19 protein-coding genes are annotated in these 17,862 nt (G+C 72.8%); 6 read left to right on the top strand and 13 right to left on the bottom strand.

Annotated features, from left to right (window positions below; translation table 11 throughout):
- Positions 1 to 2: 2 nt before the first annotated feature.
- From ACFY1P_RS05120 to ACFY1P_RS05105, 4 genes are all read right to left on the bottom strand, one after another.
- A complete protein-coding gene (locus ACFY1P_RS05120; RefSeq protein ID WP_390749739.1) occupies positions 3 to 1,082 on the bottom strand; it encodes a polyprenyl synthetase family protein in 1,080 nt (359 codons plus the stop codon).
- Positions 1,083 to 1,189: 107 nt separating this feature from the next.
- Positions 1,190 to 1,741 carry a universal stress protein gene (locus tag ACFY1P_RS05115; RefSeq protein ID WP_361519971.1) on the bottom strand — a complete coding sequence of 184 codons (552 nt, stop codon included), beginning with the start codon at positions 1,739 to 1,741 and terminating at the stop codon, positions 1,190 to 1,192.
- A gap of 78 nt (positions 1,742 to 1,819) precedes the next feature.
- Positions 1,820 to 2,305 (bottom strand): universal stress protein, encoded by a 486-nt coding sequence (locus ACFY1P_RS05110; RefSeq protein ID WP_390749738.1) that lies wholly within the window; start codon positions 2,303 to 2,305, stop codon positions 1,820 to 1,822.
- Positions 2,306 to 2,467: 162 nt separating this feature from the next.
- Positions 2,468 to 2,986 (bottom strand): DUF1203 domain-containing protein, encoded by a 519-nt coding sequence (locus ACFY1P_RS05105; protein WP_361519977.1) that lies wholly within the window; start codon positions 2,984 to 2,986, stop codon positions 2,468 to 2,470.
- 141 nt (positions 2,987 to 3,127) lie between these two features.
- Here ACFY1P_RS05105 and ACFY1P_RS05100 point away from each other — a divergent pair, with 141 nt between their 5' ends.
- Positions 3,128 to 3,337 (top strand): hypothetical protein, encoded by a 210-nt coding sequence (locus ACFY1P_RS05100; protein ID WP_361519979.1) that lies wholly within the window; start codon positions 3,128 to 3,130, stop codon positions 3,335 to 3,337.
- Between the two features lie 191 nt (positions 3,338 to 3,528).
- On the opposite strand, the gene ACFY1P_RS05095 is transcribed toward ACFY1P_RS05100, so the two are convergent.
- The 3 genes from ACFY1P_RS05095 to ACFY1P_RS05085 all read right to left on the bottom strand — a co-directional run bounded on the left by ACFY1P_RS05095 (position 3,529) and on the right by ACFY1P_RS05085 (position 6,464).
- Positions 3,529 to 4,005, bottom strand: coding sequence for a hypothetical protein (locus ACFY1P_RS05095; protein ID WP_361519982.1), 477 nt, complete (start codon positions 4,003 to 4,005; stop codon positions 3,529 to 3,531).
- A gap of 223 nt (positions 4,006 to 4,228) precedes the next feature.
- A complete protein-coding gene (locus tag ACFY1P_RS05090) occupies positions 4,229 to 4,729 on the bottom strand; it encodes an FBP domain-containing protein (RefSeq protein ID WP_361519985.1) in 501 nt (166 codons plus the stop codon).
- A 64-nt stretch (positions 4,730 to 4,793) separates the two neighbouring features.
- Positions 4,794 to 6,464 (bottom strand): bifunctional 3'-5' exonuclease/DNA polymerase, encoded by a 1,671-nt coding sequence (locus ACFY1P_RS05085; RefSeq protein WP_390749737.1) that lies wholly within the window; start codon positions 6,462 to 6,464, stop codon positions 4,794 to 4,796.
- Between the two features lie 177 nt (positions 6,465 to 6,641).
- Here ACFY1P_RS05085 and ACFY1P_RS05080 point away from each other — a divergent pair, with 177 nt between their 5' ends.
- The 3 genes from ACFY1P_RS05080 (at position 6,642) to ACFY1P_RS05070 (ending at position 9,017) form a co-directional block, all read left to right on the top strand.
- Positions 6,642 to 6,875, top strand: coding sequence for a DUF5133 domain-containing protein (locus ACFY1P_RS05080; protein ID WP_361520011.1), 234 nt, complete (start codon positions 6,642 to 6,644; stop codon positions 6,873 to 6,875).
- 116 nt (positions 6,876 to 6,991) lie between these two features.
- Positions 6,992 to 7,987, top strand: coding sequence for an L-histidine N(alpha)-methyltransferase (locus tag ACFY1P_RS05075; protein ID WP_390749736.1), 996 nt, complete (start codon positions 6,992 to 6,994; stop codon positions 7,985 to 7,987).
- 46 nt (positions 7,988 to 8,033) lie between these two features.
- Positions 8,034 to 9,017, top strand: coding sequence for an iron-containing redox enzyme family protein (locus ACFY1P_RS05070; protein ID WP_361520017.1), 984 nt, complete (start codon positions 8,034 to 8,036; stop codon positions 9,015 to 9,017).
- Here the strand turns inward: ACFY1P_RS05070 and ACFY1P_RS05065 are convergent.
- From ACFY1P_RS05065 to ACFY1P_RS05055, 3 genes are all read right to left on the bottom strand, one after another.
- Positions 8,997 to 9,221: a CDGSH iron-sulfur domain-containing protein gene (locus ACFY1P_RS05065; protein WP_390749735.1), complete on the bottom strand. Its 225-nt coding sequence runs from the start codon at positions 9,219 to 9,221 to the stop codon at positions 8,997 to 8,999. The two genes, ACFY1P_RS05070 and ACFY1P_RS05065, sit on opposite strands and share 21 nt — an antisense overlap.
- A 46-nt stretch (positions 9,222 to 9,267) precedes the next feature.
- A complete protein-coding gene (locus ACFY1P_RS05060) occupies positions 9,268 to 9,924 on the bottom strand; it encodes a HemK2/MTQ2 family protein methyltransferase (RefSeq protein WP_361520023.1) in 657 nt (218 codons plus the stop codon).
- Positions 9,925 to 10,172: 248 nt separating this feature from the next.
- Entirely contained in the window at positions 10,173 to 10,526 is a 354-nt protein-coding gene (locus ACFY1P_RS05055) for a PRC-barrel domain containing protein (RefSeq protein ID WP_361520026.1), read from the bottom strand.
- 310 nt (positions 10,527 to 10,836) lie between these two features.
- On the opposite strand from ACFY1P_RS05055, the gene ACFY1P_RS05050 reads away from it, so the two are divergent.
- Positions 10,837 to 11,007, top strand: a complete 171-nt coding sequence (locus ACFY1P_RS05050; RefSeq protein WP_361520028.1) for a hydrophobic protein — start codon at positions 10,837 to 10,839, stop codon at positions 11,005 to 11,007.
- 329 nt (positions 11,008 to 11,336) lie between these two features.
- Here the strand turns inward: ACFY1P_RS05050 and ACFY1P_RS05045 are convergent, their stop codons facing one another.
- Both ACFY1P_RS05045 and ACFY1P_RS05040 read right to left on the bottom strand, forming a co-directional pair.
- On the bottom strand, positions 11,337 to 11,774 hold the full coding sequence (locus ACFY1P_RS05045) for an SRPBCC family protein (RefSeq protein WP_361520031.1): 438 nt from the start codon (positions 11,772 to 11,774) through the stop codon (positions 11,337 to 11,339).
- A 117-nt stretch (positions 11,775 to 11,891) separates the two neighbouring features.
- Entirely contained in the window at positions 11,892 to 12,797 is a 906-nt protein-coding gene (locus tag ACFY1P_RS05040; protein ID WP_390749734.1) for a LysR family transcriptional regulator, read from the bottom strand.
- A gap of 143 nt (positions 12,798 to 12,940) precedes the next feature.
- Here ACFY1P_RS05040 and ACFY1P_RS05035 point away from each other — a divergent pair, with 143 nt between their 5' ends.
- Positions 12,941 to 14,002, top strand: a complete 1,062-nt coding sequence (locus tag ACFY1P_RS05035) for a YncE family protein (RefSeq protein ID WP_390749733.1) — start codon at positions 12,941 to 12,943, stop codon at positions 14,000 to 14,002.
- Between the two features lie 62 nt (positions 14,003 to 14,064).
- Here the strand turns inward: ACFY1P_RS05035 and ACFY1P_RS05030 are convergent, their stop codons facing one another.
- Positions 14,065 to 17,481 (bottom strand): BTAD domain-containing putative transcriptional regulator, encoded by a 3,417-nt coding sequence (locus ACFY1P_RS05030; protein ID WP_390749732.1) that lies wholly within the window; start codon positions 17,479 to 17,481, stop codon positions 14,065 to 14,067.
- Positions 17,482 to 17,862 lie beyond the last annotated feature (381 nt).

Below are 17,862 nucleotides of genomic sequence, written 5' to 3'. Positions count from 1 at the left end.
TCTTACTCCACTCCCCGGGCGATGCGCAGCGGCAAGTGCGTGAACAGCGCCACCGCCTCCTCCCGCCACCACTCGCCCCAGCCGGACGCCTCGGCGGCGGCGCGTTCGGCGTAGCCGGTGAGGTCGGCGCGGAGTCGGGCGTCGGTGCCCTGGCGGCGGGCGATGTCGCGGACGCGTTCGACCGTTCCGGGCGTACAGGCAGAGCCGAGGGCGGCTTCCACGGCGGCTCGGTCGGCCGCGTCGGCCTGTTCGAGGATCGCGCGGAGAGCGTAGGTACGGCGGCCCGCGCGCAGGTCGCCGCCCGGGGGCTTGTCGAGGGCGGTGTCGTCGCCGAAGAGATCGAGGTAGTCGTCGCGCAGCTGCCCGCAGATGCCGACCAGGGTGGCGTAGCGGCGCAGGCGCGCGTCATGGAGTCCGAGATCCTCGCCCGCGGCGAGGAGGCCGAGGCGCAGGGGGGCCAGGATGGAGTACCGGGTGGACTTGTACTCGGTCACGGCGTGCAGCAGCGCTTCGCCCGGCAGGTCCTCGAAGTCCCGCTCCAGATCGAGGATCTGGCCGGCGACGGCGTCCGTGGCCGCACGGGTCTGCACCTCCAGCATGGCCTGCCGCAGCGGGCCGGGAACATCCGCCTCCAGCAGCACCCGCAGCGACAGGAACGCGGCGAGATCCCCGGCCAGCACGGCCAGCCCCAAGGCGGTGCGCTCGCGGTCGGGGAAGGCATGACGGTAGGCGTAGTACGTCGAGGGGCCGCCGCGACGCACGGGCGAGTCGTCGATGATGTCGTCATGGACGAGCCCGTGCGTCTGGAGCAGTTCGACGCTGAGCGCGGCTTCCGCCAGGCCGGGCACCTCCTCGGTGGTCACCAGGCGGGCGGCCTCGTACAGCAGGACGACACGCAGCCGCTTGCCGCCGCGCAGGGACAAGTCCCGCAGCAGCTCCAGGCATTGGGGCGTGAAGCGGCTCTGTGACGGGGCGTCGAATGCCGCCGCCAGCCCTGTGAAATACGCCGCGAAGGCGGCGTCGAAGCGACGCCGGTGCGCGGCGAGGCGCTCTTCGGTGACGGCGGCAGCCGAGGAATTCATGAAGCCCTTTCCAGCTCACGGGTGTGCGCCCAATGTACGTGCGAGCTGATGGGGCTCCGCGCGGTGCGTTCCCGGGGCCGCCGAGCGCGGCCCTCCGCCGAGCCGGTTCAACCCTCCCGGTCCCACGCGTCCATCGGGTTCACCGGCACCACGACAGGAGCGTGCCGCCGTGGTGCCCTCGCCGTCCCGCGAGCCTCGGCCACCTCCCTCTCGTCAGGGTGGACGACCATGACGGGGCCATGGGCGTGCCTGAGACAGTGGCGGCTGACCGAGCCGTGCAGGAAGTGGTGCCACAGGCCGTGGTCGCCGGCCCCGAGCACCAGCATGTCCGTGGTGTGGCGGGCGCTCGCGACCAGCGCCGGTCCCGGCTCGGCGCGGATCACTCTGGGAGCCACGCTCAGCCGGAACGGTGCGGCGCCGAGTGCCCTCTCGCACGTCTTCGTGAGGGTGCGGCGGGCCTGGGTCTCCCAGTGCGCGCGGATGTCGGACGGCGCGGGGTACAGGGCGTCCGCCGCCTCCCCGCCGGGCGGCGTCCAGGCCAGCACCGGACACAGGGTCGCGTCGTGACGGGCCGCCTCCTGCGCCCCCTGCTTGAGGGCGGCCACGCTGCCCGCCGAACCGTCCACGCCGACGACGACGCGCTTCACCATCTGAGACATGTCCTCCGCCTCTCCGAAGAATTCGCTGTGCGGCAATGCCACCGACACTAGGAAGGCCTCACCCTCCTCCGTATCGGCCTAATGGTGGATATAACGGGTGTGTCCCTGATCGATCTGGTCCTCCGGCGGTACGAGCAGCACCGGTCCGGGAGCGTGCCGCAGGCAGTACCGGCTCACCGACCCCTTGAAGAAGCGGTGCACCACGTTCTGCGAGCCGCTGCCCACCACGAGCAGGTCGCCGTCCCCGGTCGCGGCCTCCACCAGCAGCGGACCCACCTGCCCGCGCGCCACCACCGGCTCGCACGGCACGTCGTCCGGGAGACCGCCCGCACGCTCGCAGGCGCCCATCAGGTCGTCGTGCGCCTTGTGCGCGAGCTCCCGTGCCATCTCCGGGTCCGGCGGCCAGAGCATGTCGGTGTAGTCGCCCTCGGGGGAGGAGTAGACGAGGACCGGGCGCAGCGCGGCGCGGTGCCTGCGCGCCTCGCCCGCGGCCCGCCGCAGCGCGGCGACGCTTCCCGCCGAACCGTCGACCCCGACCACCACGCGCCGTACCGAGTGCGTCATGTGCTCTTCCCTTCCGGTCCTGCGCCGCCACGGCGGTTGAGAGATGCGTACGTCCTCCACGCTAGGTACGTGGAGGACGACGTGTGATCCATCGGTCGGCCCACCGGGCAGGGGACGCTCGTTCCACCGATCGGCGCACGACGCCTTCGGGCTTCGTGAGTGCTATGGCCGCCGCACCTCGAACTGGAAGCAGCCGTACTCCAGGGCCCGTACGTGCACCAAGGCCACCTCCGGCGCGGCGAACGCCTCGTCGAAGGCCCGGTCGAAGCCGGCCTCGGCGTTGCGGGGGATCTCCAGCAGGCGGCCCCCGACGATGTGTCCCTCGGAGTCGTAGCGGCGGACAGTGCGCAGCGCACCCGGCCGGGCGAAGGGATAGCCCTGGGCTTCTTGAGGCTCCCCGCATCCGTCGGCGTGGATGAACACCGGCCCCACCTCGTCGTATGCCCCCGGCTCGGCCCCGGTGGCCGTCGCCCAGCGGCGCAGCGGCGCGTAGGAGACGAGCGCGACCCGCTCGCCGGGCTCGATGCCGCGCAGGCAACAGCGCAGCGGGCTGCCCACGCAGTCCAGCGGAACGCCGTCCTCACGCGCGGTGTACGGCCGCATTGGCCGTCCGGCGTCGTCGATGCGGCGGAGTTCTTCGAGTGCGGCGGGCGGGATGGGCAGAGGCGTGTACGTAGTCATGGGTCCAGCGTCGGCCGTCGGCCCCCGGCTCGCTGGCGGGATTCGGACGCGAAGGCGGGGGCTCCGGCCGGGCCGCGACCGCACCGGCACACCCGGGAGGCTCCGGATGCGGCCGGGTCCGCCCCGGCAGACGATGGGGGAGTGACCGGACATCCGCGGATCGTCGTCCACCCGCCGACATCGTCGGGCGGGCGGCGGGTGACGGTCGGCGCGGAGAATCTCGGCGTGGCGTACGGCGTCGTCGACGTGATCGAGTTCATGCGGCGGGCCGGGGCCGACCCGGACGGGGTCCGGCTGGACGACCCGGCGGAGATCGAGTGGGTGGGCGGCGGGCCTGGGGTGTGGTCCTGACGGTGGTGGCGCACGGGCTGTGAGGATCGCGGCCCTCGACATCCTCGGCGTCGGCGCGATCGAGAGCAACTGCTCCTGATGCCCGGCCGGCGCCCGCTCCGCCCATGTGCGAGCCGGGGCCGGGAGGTTCGACGGTGAAGGGGGAGGGCGCAGTCGTCGCCCTTCACCTTCGGCTCATGCCATGCCGGGCGTCACCGCGTCCCGCGGCGGGAATCCCGGTACAGCGAGGCGGCCTGAGCCACCGTGAAAGCCACGGCCAGCAGACCGGACCAGAACCAGAACGAGGTCACGTCCAGGCTGCGGAGGGCGTCGGAGCTCGCCACGGCCAGGGCCAGGGCGAAGGCCACGGCCGCGTGTGCCTTGCGGCGCTGCGCCCGCCGCGCGCGGTGCGGGCCGCCGGCCAGGCGGGCCGTCCCCTCCAGAGCCACTGCGCCGGTGTGTGCCTCGTCGATACGGTCGGCGGCCACGGAGGCCGCGTACCGTCGCGGAGCGCCGAACAGGCTCTCCGCGGGCCTGCCGGTCTCGGTCACCGTCTCGTGGACCTCGGACAGCGCCTGCTCCGCCAGACCCTCGGGCGGATGGCTCGTCGTGACGAGGTGGATCCGGAAGGCGGCGGCCCACCTCTCGTCCTCCTTGCGGTCCCACTGGATCGCTGCCTTCGCTGTCATGGTCCCTGACCCCCCTGCCAGTGCCGTCACCGTGGCGTTGAAGACGCCCCACGCCCTGCGCTGCTCACTCAGGCGCCTTCGTCCCTCATCGTGGTAAACCGGCCGGCTACCCCGGCGGGTGCCGCTCAGCCCGGGATGGCGCTCGACGCGAGGCGGGCGGCAGTGGGGCCGGGCAAGCCGGCGGTCTCGCCGAAGCCGAACGCCCGGCCCCCGGCGTGGCGTGTCAGGCCGCGCCGACCTTCTCCAGGAAGTCGTCCAGGTTCACGTGCAGACGCTCGATCTGCTCTTCCAGGGTGAGCGATTCCTCGTAGCGCAGCCCCAGCCCGGTCTTCTTCTTTCCGCGGACGTAGAGCGAACAGGCGAGGTCCGCGCACAGATAAGCGCCGACCGTGTTCCCCTGCCGGCCGGAGGCGCCGACCTTCGGTGCGGCGAGGAGGGCAACTCCCGTGCCGGGATGGCCGGTTGTGCATATGGTGCAGATGTTGGTCTTGGTGAAGCTGCGGCGGACGCCCTGCGGGGCCCGCAGGGTGACGCCCACCAGCTTGCCGTCCCGCTCGGCGACCAGATAGCCGCGGTCCGGGGCGCCCGGGTCGCGCCAGCCGAGGAAATCGAGATCGGACCAATCTCGTTCGGCCAGATCCCGGGGGACGCTGATCCTGCGGGCCTCGCCCTTCGAGCAGTTGACGAAGGAGGCGCGAATGGCCTCTTCGGTGAGTGGTTCCATGATGGACGAAACTAACATCGGCTCCGCGGTACGTCGCATGAATATTCCGGCCGCCGGACCCGCGCTATTCCTTGGCCTGTGCGTAGCACTCCACCACGGCCGTGGTGAACGGGAACCGCGTAGGAGTGTCACCGAAAGCCAGGCACCCGGCCCGGTTCCCCGCCGTGCGGATGGCGTCCGTGACCGCTTCCGCCTCCTCCTGCGGGCAGTGCACGATCACCTCGTCGTGCTGGAAGAAGACGAGCTCGGCGCGGAGCCCCTCGAGCGCCTGCCGCAAGGTGGCGAGGACGATCAGCGCCCAGTCGGCGGCGCTGCCCTGGACGACGAAGTTGCGTGTGAAGCGTCCCCGGGCCCGGGCGCTCGCCGTGCCGCCCCGGGGTGCGGGCTCCTCCTCCTGGGGAATGCCCGCCTCGTCGTCGACGGCGGTGGAGGCGGGAGGGCAGGTCCGGCCCAGCCACGTCCGCACCAGCCGGCCTTCCTCGCCCGCCCGTGCGGCATCGTCCACGTACGCGACGGCCCGCGGGAAGCGGCGGCGCAGATCGGCCATGTGCTTCAGGCCGTCCCCGGAGGTCTGGCCGTATATCGCGCCGAGCATCGCGAGCTTGGCCCGGTCGCGGTCGCCGGAGAAGGCGCGCTCGGCCAGGTCGGCGTACAGATCGCGACCGCTGCCCCCGACGTCCATCAGCCCCGGGTCGCGGGAGATCGCCGCCAGCACGCGGGGTTCCAGCTGGTCGGCGTCCGCCACGACCAGCCGCCAGCCGGGATCGGCGACCACCGCGCGCCGCACCACCCGGGGGATCTGCAGCGCCCCGCCGCCGTTGGTGGTCCACCGCCCCGAGACCGCGCCGCCGGGCAGATACTCGGGACGGAAGCGTCCGTCGTGGACCCAGGACTGCAGCCATGACCAGCCGTGGGCCGTGTGCAGGCGGTAGAGCTTCTTGTACTCCAGCAGGGCCGGGACGGCCGGATGGTCGACCCGCCGCAGCTCCCAGGCCCGCGTCGACGACAGGGGGACACCCGCCCGGGCGAAGGCCCGGACGATGTCGGCGGGCAGATCGGGCCGTACCGGCTCCCCGAACGCCTCCGACACCTCCTGTGCCAGCTCGGCCAGTCTCCGCGTCTCCTGACCGCCCGGATAGCGCTCACCCAGCAGCTCGTCGAGCAGCTGGCGGTGCACGTCGGCACGCCACGGCACCCCGGTCCGCCGCAGCTCGGCCGCGACCAGCGTGCCCGCCGACTCGGCGGCGATCAGCAGCCGCATCCGCCCAGGGTGCTCGGCGCGCTCCGCCCGGGCCAGCTGCCCCGCGTACACCTCCAGAAGCGCGTCCAGCCCGTCGGTCCCGGGCGGCAGCGGCACCGGGCCCGGTGCGAACAGCGACGGCTGGGTCTCCGCCGCCTGCACCGGCGGATCCGGCGGCACCGGCAGCTGCCGCAGCCGTGCCCACGCGGCGGCCAGCGAACGCGGCTGGCCCGACTGCCCCTCCTCGTGGCCGATCAGCAGGGCCTCGGCGGCCTCGACGTCGTAGCACCGCTCCACGCGCACACCGGCCGCGAGCAGCTCGCCGTACGAGCGCGCGGTGGACCGCCACACCCACCGGTCCGCCTCCGGCCGCGCCCGGACGGCTTCGGCCGGATTCCGCTCCGACACCACCGGCCCGGCGGGCCGTCCCGCGCCGTCGAGGGGGCAGAGCCGTACGCCCTCGCCGCCTGTCTCCTCAGCCACTGCCCATCTCACGCCCGAAGTGTCGCACCGGGGTCTGACAACGCCCCGCCTGCGACGATGCCCGGCCCCGGCGAGGCGGCGCCGGCCTCGCCCCCGGGCCTGGACGGGGCCGCGTCACGCATGCGGAGCGGAATGGCGGGCAGGCGACGGGGCGACATCGCGTCTGCGCCTCGAGCGGAGGAGAACTCCATGTTGCTCGCCCACCCCGCTGTTCTCGACGACCTCGTACAGCGGTACACAGCGCTCGAACAGGCCCTGATGACAGGCGAGGCGGACCCGGCCATACGACAGAAGATGGCCGATGTCGTCTATACGTTGTGCGTCTCGACCGGCACCCGCGATATCGACGCGGCCCTGGTCGCCGCACGACATCGCCTGCCGGGCGCCCGCGTCGAGGACGACAGCGCGGCCGCCGTCGGCTGAACGTGCCGTCCCTCCTCCGGCCCCGGAGGGCGGACCCCGCGCGGCTCTCGCACGGCGGTGCCGACGAGGCGGTGGTAGGAAGGAGCGAGGACCGGCCCGATCTCCAGGAGCGGCGGATGAGCCCAGAGACTGCCGGGGCCGGTGCCGTCGAGATCGTCCTGGCCCCGGACCGCCCTGCCGGTGGCGGGGAGGACGAACTGCGGGCGGGCCTCGCCGAGAGCCCCCGGCGGATCCCGCACCGCTATGGGTACGACACGGTGGGGTCCCGCCTCTTCGAGGAGATCAGCCGGCTGCCCGCGTACTACCCGCCTCGCGCGGAGCGCGAGCTGCTGCGGGAGCACGGCGGTGACATGGTGCGCCTGTCGGGCGCCGCCGAACTCGTGGACCTCGGTGCCGGCAGCGCGAAGAAGTCGGAGATCCTGCTGGCCGCCATGGACGCCGGCGGACTCCTCCGCGCGTACACGGGGGTCGACGTGAGCGCCCAGCCGATGCGGGAGGCCGCCCGCCGCCTCGGTGCCCGGTGGCCGGCGCTCCGCATCACGATGGTGCACGGTGATTTCGCCACCGCTCTGCCATGGCTCCAGGGCGGCGGAACCGGACGCCTCATGGCGATGCTCGGCAGCACCTTCGGCTGTCTGACGCCACCCGAGCGGTCCTCCTTCCTGCACGCCCTGCGGGCCTGCTGCGGACAGCGTGACCACGTCCTGCTCTGCGCCGACCTCTTCCAGCCGGTGGACGCCGTACGCCGGGCGTACAGAGCCGGATGCGCCGGGGAACGACCGGTGCGCCGCTTGTTCGCCCTCAACACCCTGACTCATCTCAACAGGGAGTACGGAGCCGATTTCGACCCCGCCTTCTTCGAACCGGATGTCGTCTACGACATTCCCCTCCGGCAAGTGCGGGGCGAGATCCGCAGTACCAGGCGGCAGCGGGTGACCATTCCCGGGCTCGGCATGACACTCGACCTGGCCGAGAACGAGACATTCCTCCACGACGTCCTGCACAAATTCGAGCTCACCGAACTCGTGAGCGAGTTGGAGACCTTCGGATTCCATTGCCGTCGGCACTGGGTGGAGGAGACATTCCAGTACGCGGCCCTGCTGCTCAGCTGAGGCGGGGCGCGCATCCCGCCGGACGGAGAAAGGCAGGCGATTGCCGGTGGAACGGCCTCTCGGGCGCGGTGAGTTGTCCGCGGCACTGCTCGACGCTTTGACGTACGAGCCGGAACAGGGACACGGCAAGCTGCCCGGCCCGGCGGCGACGGAGCCCGCCGACCCGTACGGCGACGACCTCCAACTCGCCCTGTACATCTGCTACGAGCTGCACTACCGGGGCCTCGACGGCGTCCCGGACGCATGGGAATGGGACCCTGAACTGCTGCGCCTGCGGGCCGCGCTGGAGCGGCGCTTCCTCGACCGGCTGCGCGCCGACGTCCCGGCCGGCGGCGATGTGGCCGCCGCCCTGGAGGGACTGCTGACGGAGCCGGCGGACGGCACGGGCCCCTCGCACTTCCTCCAGGACGAGGGGGAGCCGTGGCACCTGCGGGAGTACGCGGCGCACCGTTCGCTCTACCAGCTCAAGGAGGCCGACCCGCATGCCTGGGCGATACCCCGGCTGACCGGCAGGGCCAAGGCCGCCTTCGTCGCCGTCGAGTACGACGAGTTCGGCGCCGGCCGTGCCGATCGGGTGCACGCGCGCCTGTACGCCGGCCTCATGAGGGACCTCGGGCTCGACGACACCTACGGGCACTACCTCGGCCACGCCCCGGCGGCCACGCTCGCGACGGTCAACGTGATATCGCTGTTCGGCCTGCACCGCGCGCTGCGCGGCAGCCTCGTCGGACACTTCGCGACGGTCGAGATCACCTCACCGCCGGGCGCCCGGCGGCTGGTGAAGGCGATGGAACGGCTGGGCGCGGGCCCGGCGGCGGCGCACTTCTACGCCGAGCACGTGGAGGCCGACGCCGTGCACGAACAGCTGGTGCGCCGTGAGGTCATCGGCGACCTCCTGCGCCGGGAACCGGAGCTGGCGGCGGACGTCGCGTTCGGCATCGCCGCCACCGAGTGGCTGGAGGAGCGGTTCGGCGCCTCGCTGCTCAGCGCCTGGCGGGCGGGGGAGTCCTCACTGCGTCTCCCGCTGTGACGCCTCCGCCGGGGCGCCCCCGTGCGCGGCGGAGCCCGGTGTGCGGCGGGCGCGGTGGCTGGTGTCGCACCAGGGGAAGATCCTGCTCCGCCGACAGGCGCACAGCGCGACGACGGGGCGGTCCGACCGTACGACGGTGCCGTCCTCCAGGACCACCTCCACGGGCCCCTCGATCAGGAAGGGGCCGCCGGGCTCCCGGGACACCCGGCGCGCGGCACGGCGGGTGCCTTCCGGCGGGGCCGCCCCGGGGTCAGGCCAGGCGCCGGGCACGGATCACCACCAGCTCTTCCTTGTCCTGAGGGGGCCACAGCATGCCGCGCGCCCTGAGCCAGTCGGCCCGGGAACGCAGCACCGGGCCGAAGGGGACGAGCCTGCGCTCGGTGACCTCGGCGGACAGCCCCGCCTCCGCCAGCAGGCGCAGGGTCGTCGCCGGGCCGCTCAGGGCGGAGTGCACGAGCAGGAACACGCCGCCCGGCCGCATCAGCGCGGGCACGCCCGCGCACAGGCGGTCCAGCAGCACCCGCCCGTCGCGGCCCGCGTCCCACGCGCGGGCCGGCCCCCGGGCGGGAGGCTCCGCGCGGTGCGAGGGGAGGTAGGGCGGATTGGCCAGTACGAGGTCGAAGCGCTGCCCCGCGACCGGGGCCAGCAGGTCGCCGCGCCGGACGTGCACGCGCCGGCGGGACAGCGCGGCGTTGGCCCGGGCGGCGAGGACGGCGCGGCGTGAGATGTCGATGGCCACGACCCGCGCCGCGCCCGCGCGGGAGGCGGCGAGGGCGAGCACGCCGGTCCCGGTGCCCACGTCCAGGACGTGATGGCCGGGAGGCAGGCTTTCGTGCCGGAGGGATTCCTCCAGGAGTGCCGTGTCCTCCTGGGGCACGTAGACACCAGGAGGTTTGATCAGCCACATGTACCCCCGGGTATCCCTTCGCGGCTTGGTGAAACCCTGCCCTTCCGGGCCTCTCAGGGCCTCTCCGGGCCAGGAAAAGGACGGTCACTCGGAGTGGCAGGGGGCGGATATTCGTGTATTGCCCCGGAGTGTGGAGGGCGCGTACACGAAAAGGGCGGGTCCGGCTCCGCCGTATGTGCGGCGCGGGGAAAGGGCGGGCGGTCCCGGCCACCCATTCGGTGGCCGGGACCGCCCCGGAAATGCAGCCGTCAGGCGAGGGGGAATCGCCCGTAATAGCCGTCCGCCTGCTGGCGGTAGGCCGCGTCGACGGCGGGGGATTCCTTCTTGAACTCGGGGGCGGCCTTGATCTCGGCCTTCGTCCGGCCCACGTAGATCGTTTCCGCCTCCGGGTCGATGCGGACGATGGTCCCGGCAGGCAGGAGGACATGTTTGCCGAAGATCCATACTCCGGTGTCCACCACGAGATAGGAGGAACCCACCTCGTCGGAGTGCCTGTCGACCTTGCCGATGTGGCCGTCCGTCGCCTCGACCCGATAGCCGACGAGGTCCGTGCCCGAGACGCGGTCGACGACCGGCTGGTAGTCCCAGATGTGGTCGTTCATCTGCTCGCTCCTTCGTTGGCCGGGAATGCGATTTCCCGCGACGTGACCGTCGAACTCTCCCCGGATCACCGGATGCTGACAGGTGATCGCGGACCGGGCCGTTCAGCGGAGGAGCTCAACGACGGAACGCGTTCCTTGACTTCCGCCCGGTCCGTAACCCGTCTTCCCGGGTCCGTGGAGGGCAAACACCATGTTTCCGGTGCCGATCTTTTGCGGGCGCAGCCGGTGGGGCGAAGAATGCGTGATTTCTCGAAAGGAGGGTGTGTGAAGGGCAATCCACAGGGCACATGACGGTGCGGAGGTGATTGATATGGTTCCCCTGCTTCTCGTTCTGCTGCTCGCCCTGATTCTTTTCGGGGCCGGATTCGCGGTGAAGATCCTGTGGTGGGTCGCCGTCGCCGTTCTGGTGATCTGGCTTGTCGGATTCCTCGTCCGTTCCACGGGCGCCGATGGGGGCCGCGGCCGGTGGTACCGGTGGTGACCTGAACCGCTGATCCCCCAACTGCGCGGGCCGGGCCGTCCCGAGAGGGGCCGGCCCGGCCCACACGTCTCTCATGCCGCCTTTTCCTCGGGAATCACGGTGTCCCGGCCGGGTACGCGATCCATAACCGGGGGCGGTGCCGAAGGCTCGCGCTGGGAATCCGCGCACCTCCAGCCACGGTGTCCGTCCCCGGCCTTTCGAGCCGGACAGAGGTCGGACAGAGGTCGGACAGAGGTCGGACGGAAGCCGGACGGAAGCCGGACCCAGAAGCCGGACAGAAGCCGGGCGGAAATATGCGGAGGAATGACCGCCACGGCCCGCCCGCCCGCTCAGGTGTTCCCGAGCAGGTGCCTGACCACCCGTCCGAAGACCCGGCGGCCCGCCCAGGCCGTCAGCGGGTCGAGAACGCGCGGCAGTCCGGCGATGCGCAGGTCTTCGCGCCAGACGACGAGCGCTCCGGCGGCGGTCGGGCTGACATCGAACTCGGCCCAGCCGATGATCACTCTGCCGCGCTTCTCCAGCCGGCAGTGTCCGGGGCGCCGGCCCGAGGGCGGGGTCCAGGACATGACCTCCATGGGGTCGTCGAAAGCGACGGCGCCCAGGCCGGTCCGGGCGGTGAAGCGCGTACCGGCGCGGTTCGGGGGCGGTGTCGTGACCACGATGCGGGTGAGCGGGACGTGGGCAGCGTGGCCGGGCCAGTCGGTGAGGCGCCGCCATGCCTCGTCGGCGGACAGTCGGCAGCGGCGTTCGATCCGGAAGGCAGGCATGGCGAGAGCGTAGGCCCGGGTCCCGGTGGTCGTCCGGTTACGTCATTGCGGCGGGTGGGTGGACCTCCGGTCCGCCAGGCCGGTCCCGCGGCCCCGTCCTCGCGCTCCGGGAGGCGGCTATGCCGTCGTGCTCCCCGGCGGGGCCGGCACCGCGTCCGCCAGCCGGTCGCGCAGCCAGCGGTGGCCCGGGTCGGCGGAGTTGCGGGGGTGCCAGGCCAGCCCGAAGTCGAGAGGTTCGAGGTCGAGGGGGATGGGGAAGGTGCGCAGCCCCAGCGCGGCGATGGTGTCGGGGAGCCAGTCGGCCACGGTGAGTGCGACGAGGTCGCTGTTCCGGGTGAGGATCATCGCGCCCGTATGGCTGGGTACGACCACCGCGATGCGGCGGCGCAGCCCGAGCTCCGCCAGCGCGCTGTCGATGGGGCCGAGGCGCTTGCCGAGCCGGGAGATGCCTATGTGGTCGGCCGCGGCGAAACGGCGGGCGTCGATCCGGCCGTTGAAGAGGGGATGACCGCTGCGGGCGATGCCGACCAGGGGCATCCGGGTGAGCGGCCGGGTCCGGATCTCCGGGTCCAGGTGGCTGAGGACGCCCAGCTCGACGTCCACCCAGCCCTGCCGCAGCCCGGGGCCGTCCTCCAGGGCCTCCGGCAGGAAGACCACGTCCACGTGCGGGGCCTCCGCGTGGATCCGTTCGGTCAAGGTCCCGGCCAGCCCCGCCAGGAGCAGGTCGCTGGTCTGCACGGTGAAGGTGCGCTGGAGGTGCACGGCGTCGAAACCGGCTCCGGGCCGCAGGACGTTGTCGCAGCCGCGCAGCAACGCGCTCACCTCCTCCCGCAGTTCCAGGGCTCTCGGGGTGGGGACCATCCCCTGGCCGGCACGGACCAGCAGGGGGTCGCCGACGGCACGGCGGAGCCGGGCCAGCGTGCGGCTGACCGCCGCCGGTGACGTGCCGAGCCGCTCGGCGGCCCGGGTCACGCTGTTCTCCTGGAGCAGGGCGTCCAGGGAACGCAGCAGATTGAGATCCATCGATGCTCCTGAGCTGCATTTTTGCGTACAGGGCAACTATTGGGTGCCAATCCTTGCATTGTCGCGGCGCCCTGCCGCACCGAGAGTTGGGGTTGTCAGCGCAGCAGCGTGACACCCCCTTCGTACGTTTCAAGGAGCCCTCCATGCAGCAGTCTCCCCGCGACGGCCGAGAAGGCGACGTCCTGGCGGTGGTGAGCGTGAGCGGATCGGCGGTCTCGTTCTTCGACGCCGCCTCCGACCGGCGGATCGGTGCGGTGGAAGTCCTCGCCCAGCCCCACGAGTTGTGCTTCGACCCGGCACAGCGGCTGCTGTGGTGCACGACGCCGTACCACTCGGGCTACTACGGCGGGAACAGCGGCCGGCGCAGCGAGGTGACCGTCATCGACCCCGACACCCGCCGCATCGTCGAGGTCGTCGACCTCGCCCCGGAACACGGGCCGCACGGAATGGCGTTGGACACCGCGCGCCGCCGCCTCTACGTCAGCGTGGAGGGCTCGGCGGACCGGCCCGGCGGTGTCGTGGTGATCGACACGGAGACCCGGCGTCCCCTGGGCAGGATCGACACGGACGCGCCCGGACCGCACTGGTTCGCCATCGACCCGGCCGGTGCGACGGGTTACGCCACCAACAAGGAGGCGCCCTTCGTGTCCGTCGTCGACCTCGACAAGGGAATCCTCACCGCGAAGTTCGAGGTGCCGGGCAGTGAGGGGCTCGCCGTCTCCGCCGACGGCACGCGTGTCTATGTCGCCGCGCCCCACGGTGGTTCCTTCTCCGCGGACGCCGATGCCGAGGGGCGGCCGGCCAAGGGCATCCGCGTCATCGACGCCCGCACGGCCTCCGTCGTCGACATCCTGCCCACGGACGACATCGTCCTGCCGGTGCACCTGACGTCGACAGGAAAGCTGCTCGTGGGGGAGACGAGCACGGGACCCGTCCCGGCCTCCCCGCCCGGACGCGCCGAGCCGGGCCGGCTCACGGTGTTCTCCGCCGACACCCACGAGCGGATCGGCGGGCTCGCGACGGGGCTCTTCCCGCTGACCATCACCTCCTCGCCCGACGGCCGCATCGCCTATGTGTCCGGTGCCGCCTCCTCGACCGTCGACATCGTCGACCTGGAGACGCTGCGGGTCCTGGGCCGACTGGACATCCCCAAGGCAGGCCCGACCGGCGCCCACGGGCTGGCCTACCTCCCGCGCCCCGCCTGAGCCTGCCCGCTGTTCGGCCCGAGGCCTTCGACCACCGGCAGCCGGCCGAGCGCTTTCCTGGTTCACATCGCCGTCACCTCTTCCGCCGCGCTTCGGCCCAGGAGGTCGTGGAGGAGTGGGGTGGCGGGCAGCGACGGGTGCAAGTAGACGTGCTCGCGGCGCTGTTCGACGGCCGCGAGCAGGGTGCGGAAGGTGGCCTTCGCCTCCTCCGTGCGGCCTGCGCGGTGCTGGGCCTGGCCGAGCAGGCCCAGGTGCAGCGGTTGACGCAGGCGGGTGCTGGATCCCCGCAGTTCGGTCAGGGAGGCGTGCATCAGGGCGAGACCGTTCGCCTGTTCCCCCGAGTGCGTCAGACCCCACCCTTCGAGCAGGCCGAGCATCGCCTTCCAGTACAGCAGCCCGTGTTCGCCCGCCAGCCGGACGCCCTCGCCGGCGGAGGCGCGCGCCGTGCGGGCGTCGCCCTCCCAGGCCGCGATGACCGCGTCCACATAGAGGGCGAAGGACCGGTCGGAGGGCCTGCTCTCGTACTCCGTCAGCCGCAGCAGCTCGCGGCGGCGCGCCCCCGCGGTCCGCCGGTCGCCCAGCAGCCAGTGGGTGAAGGCGTTGTACGAGCGGCACGAGACGCGCGGGTCGTGCTGGAACGTACGGGCCAGCGAGTGGCCCTCACGGGCGAAGTGGTCCGCCATCTCGACGCCGCGCTCCAGCTCGGCCAGCGCTTGCGGCAGTTGGCCGCGCACGTGCAGCACGATGCCCTCGCCGTACGCCGCGCCGAGCACCGCCACAGGCGCTTGGGACCGGTGCGCGATGTCGCGCAGCAGGCCGGAGAACTGCCGGGAGGCGTCGTAGCGGCCGGTGACGAGATAGGCCGCGCACAGCGCCCAGAGCACCGACGGGTCCTCGGGCGCCTGTGTGGCCTCGCTGAGGGCCCGGCCGCGCGCGAGCTCCGTCTCGGCCTCCGGGTGACCGTAGCCCCGGGTGGTGGCCAGCACCTGGCCCAGCTGGATGTGCAGCCGCTGCTCCAGCCGCAGGGTCGAGGGGTCGTCGACGGGCAGGGAGCCGACCAGGTGCACCGCCCGGCGCAGCCAGGTCTCCACCTGCTCGTACGCCAGCTGCTGTTCGGCGTGCTCGGCGGCGCGCAGCAGCCGGGGGAGCGCCTGCTCGGCGGGCAGCGCGTTCTTGGCGTGCCACGCGTGGTGGGCCAGCCGCTCGACCTCCTCGTCACCCACCTGACCGGGCCTGCGGGGACACAGGGCCCCGGCGACCCGGGCGTGCAGCCGGTGCCGGTCCTCGCGCGCGAGCTCGTCGACCAGCGTCTCCCGCACCAGGGCGTGGGCGAAGTGCAGCCGCTCGGGGCGGTGCGGGTCCTCGCCGAGCAGCCCGGCGCGGATCGCCGACTCCAGTGCCTCGGCGACCGGTTCGTCCTCGGTGGCGGTGCGGTGCAGCAGGTCGGTGTCGATCTCGGCGCCGATGACGGCGCACAGCCGCAGGACGCGCAGAACCGGATCGGGCAGCGCCGCGAACCGCTGGTGCAGGGCCTCGCGCACACCGGTCGGGATGCGCGCGAGGAGCACGTCCACCGCGTCGGAGCGATGCAGGCTACGCGCGTTGTCCAGCAGGGACAGCAACTGCATGACGAAGTACGGGTTTCCCTCGCTGCGCCGGTGCAGCACCTCGACGACCTTGGCGTCCACGCCCGGCCCGGCCTGTGCCCAGACGAGGGAGGCGACGGCCTGCTGGGAGAGGCCGCCGAGCCGGAGGGTCTCGGTCCTGGGGCCGCGCAGGATCTCGGTGATCATCCGGCGCACCGTGGCGTCGGACTCGACCTCCAGCTCACGGGCGGTCAGCACGATGCCGAGCGGGTGGCCCTGGCGGCGGATGCTCAGGAGCCTGAGCAGGTCCAGGGAGGCGGTGTCGGCCCAGTGCAGGTCCTCGAGGAGCAGCACGAGGGGCTGCTGCGCGGCCAGGGTGAGCAGCACCTCGCAGACCGCGTCGTGGGTGAGGAACCTGGCCTGCCCCCAGTCGGATCCGCCGCCGGGTCCGGCCGAGCGTTCGGGCATGAGGGGGGCGAGCAGGGGGCCGAAGGGCTCCGTCGCGCGGCGGAAGGCGTCCGGGCGGGTGACGGAGAGCCGGCGCAGGACCTGGGTCCAGGGCCAGTAGGGCGGGACGCCCTCGCCGGGGAAGCAGTGGCTCCAGATCACTTCCAGGCCGGCGCCGTCCGGGGTCTCGCCGGCGGCCTCCAGCCGTGGGGCGAGTTCGAGGAGCAGCCGGGTCTTGCCGACACCGGCGGGGCCGAGGACGCCGGCCACGTGTCCGTGGCCGACGAGCGCGCTCGCGGCCGCGGTCGTCAGGCGGTACAGCTCCACGCAGCGGCCGGTGAAGGGGGAGGGGGTGCTCGCCCGGCCGAGGTTCACCGAGTCGGTGGTGGCCGCCCGGGCCCCCGCTCCCCGCGTGGCGCGTCCGGCGGGTTCCGGCTGTTCCGTACGGGCCGGGGCGGCGTCGGACTCTCCCGCGCCGTCGGCCGGTCCGGGCCGGGCGGGGCCGGCGGTCCCCCCGGGGTCACCGCTTCCCGCGGACTCCTGTGCTGCCTGGGGGGCTTGTGCCGCCGGTTGAGTCTGTGCCGCTTGTGCCGCCTGTGCCGGGGCGGCGTCGTCGGCCTTCCGGGCCCCGTCGTCGTCCGTCGCCGGGGCCGTGCGCCTTCCGGCCCGCTCGGGTTCGCGGTGTTCGGCGCGGGGTTTGTCGGCGGATCCGCATGTCTCCGGTTCCTGGCGGAGGATCGCGGTCCGGATCCGCCGGAGCTCGGCGGCGGTGTCCACACCGAACTCCTCGACCAGGTGGTGGCGGGTCCGTTCGTAGACCTCCAGCGCCTCGGCCTGGCGGCCCAGCCGGGACAAGGCGGTCATCAAGTGGCCGACGAGGCGCTCTCGCATCGGGTGGCGGCGTGCCTCGCGGTCCAGTTCCGCGGCCACTTCCTCGGCCGCGCCGAGGGCCAGCCGGGCTTCCGCGCAGGATTCCACGGCGGTGAGCCTGACCTGTTCCAGCCGCGTGCCTTCGTCGCTGAGCGGCGGGTGGCCGTCGAACTCCGCGTAGGGCGAGCCGTGCCACAGCCCGAGCGCCTCGGTGAGCCTGTCGCGGGCGGCGAGCGGCTCGCGCCGTTCCAGGAGCCGCCGTCCGTCGGTGACCAGGCGCTCGAAGCGGCAGACGTCGATCTGTTCGGGATCGAGCTCCAGGACGTAGCCGGGGGCCCGGTGGCGGAGGACCGACGGGCGGCCGGGTCCGTCCGCCGGGTGCAGGGCGCGGCGCAGGTGGGAGACGTGGCTCTGGAGGGTGGCGACGGCCTGGCGCGGGGGCTCCTCGCCCCACAGCTCCTCGATGAGCAGTTCCGTCGGCACCACGCGGCCCAGGCGTATGACCAGCAGGGCAAGCAGCGCGCGCCTGCGGGGCGGGCCGAGGGGGAAGTCCTGTCCGCCGTGGCGTGCCGCCATGGGACCGAGAACGCTCAGCAGGGGTTCCGGTTCCGTGGGGCGGGCCGTCGGCGGGGCGGGTATCCGTGATGTGGGCAATGTGGGTCCCAATCGTTCTCGCACGCGCGGCTGTGCTGACGGACGGTCGACGCCGGTCGGCCGGGCCGTCGAATTGGATCTTGGCATAGGAAACGACGCATTCCAAGATCACGGCTCAGCGGGCGGCAAGGTAATGGCAAGGATTCCGCAGGAGTTCATCAAGGGCGGCGGAATTCGGCCACGTTCGGCGGCAAGGAGCCGTCAGCGCGCGGACCAGAGGTCCGCAAGGGTGGTGACGCAGGATTACCGGTGTCCGGAACCACCGCCGAAACGCCGGGGCACCTCCCAGCGGTAACCGGGGGC

This window comes from Streptomyces sp. NPDC001407 (genome assembly GCF_042895325.1).
GTDB lineage: Bacteria > Actinomycetota > Actinomycetes > Streptomycetales > Streptomycetaceae > Streptomyces.
The sequence above is the reverse complement of the archived record's forward strand: the minus strand, read 5'-3'. Positions and strand labels throughout refer to the sequence as shown.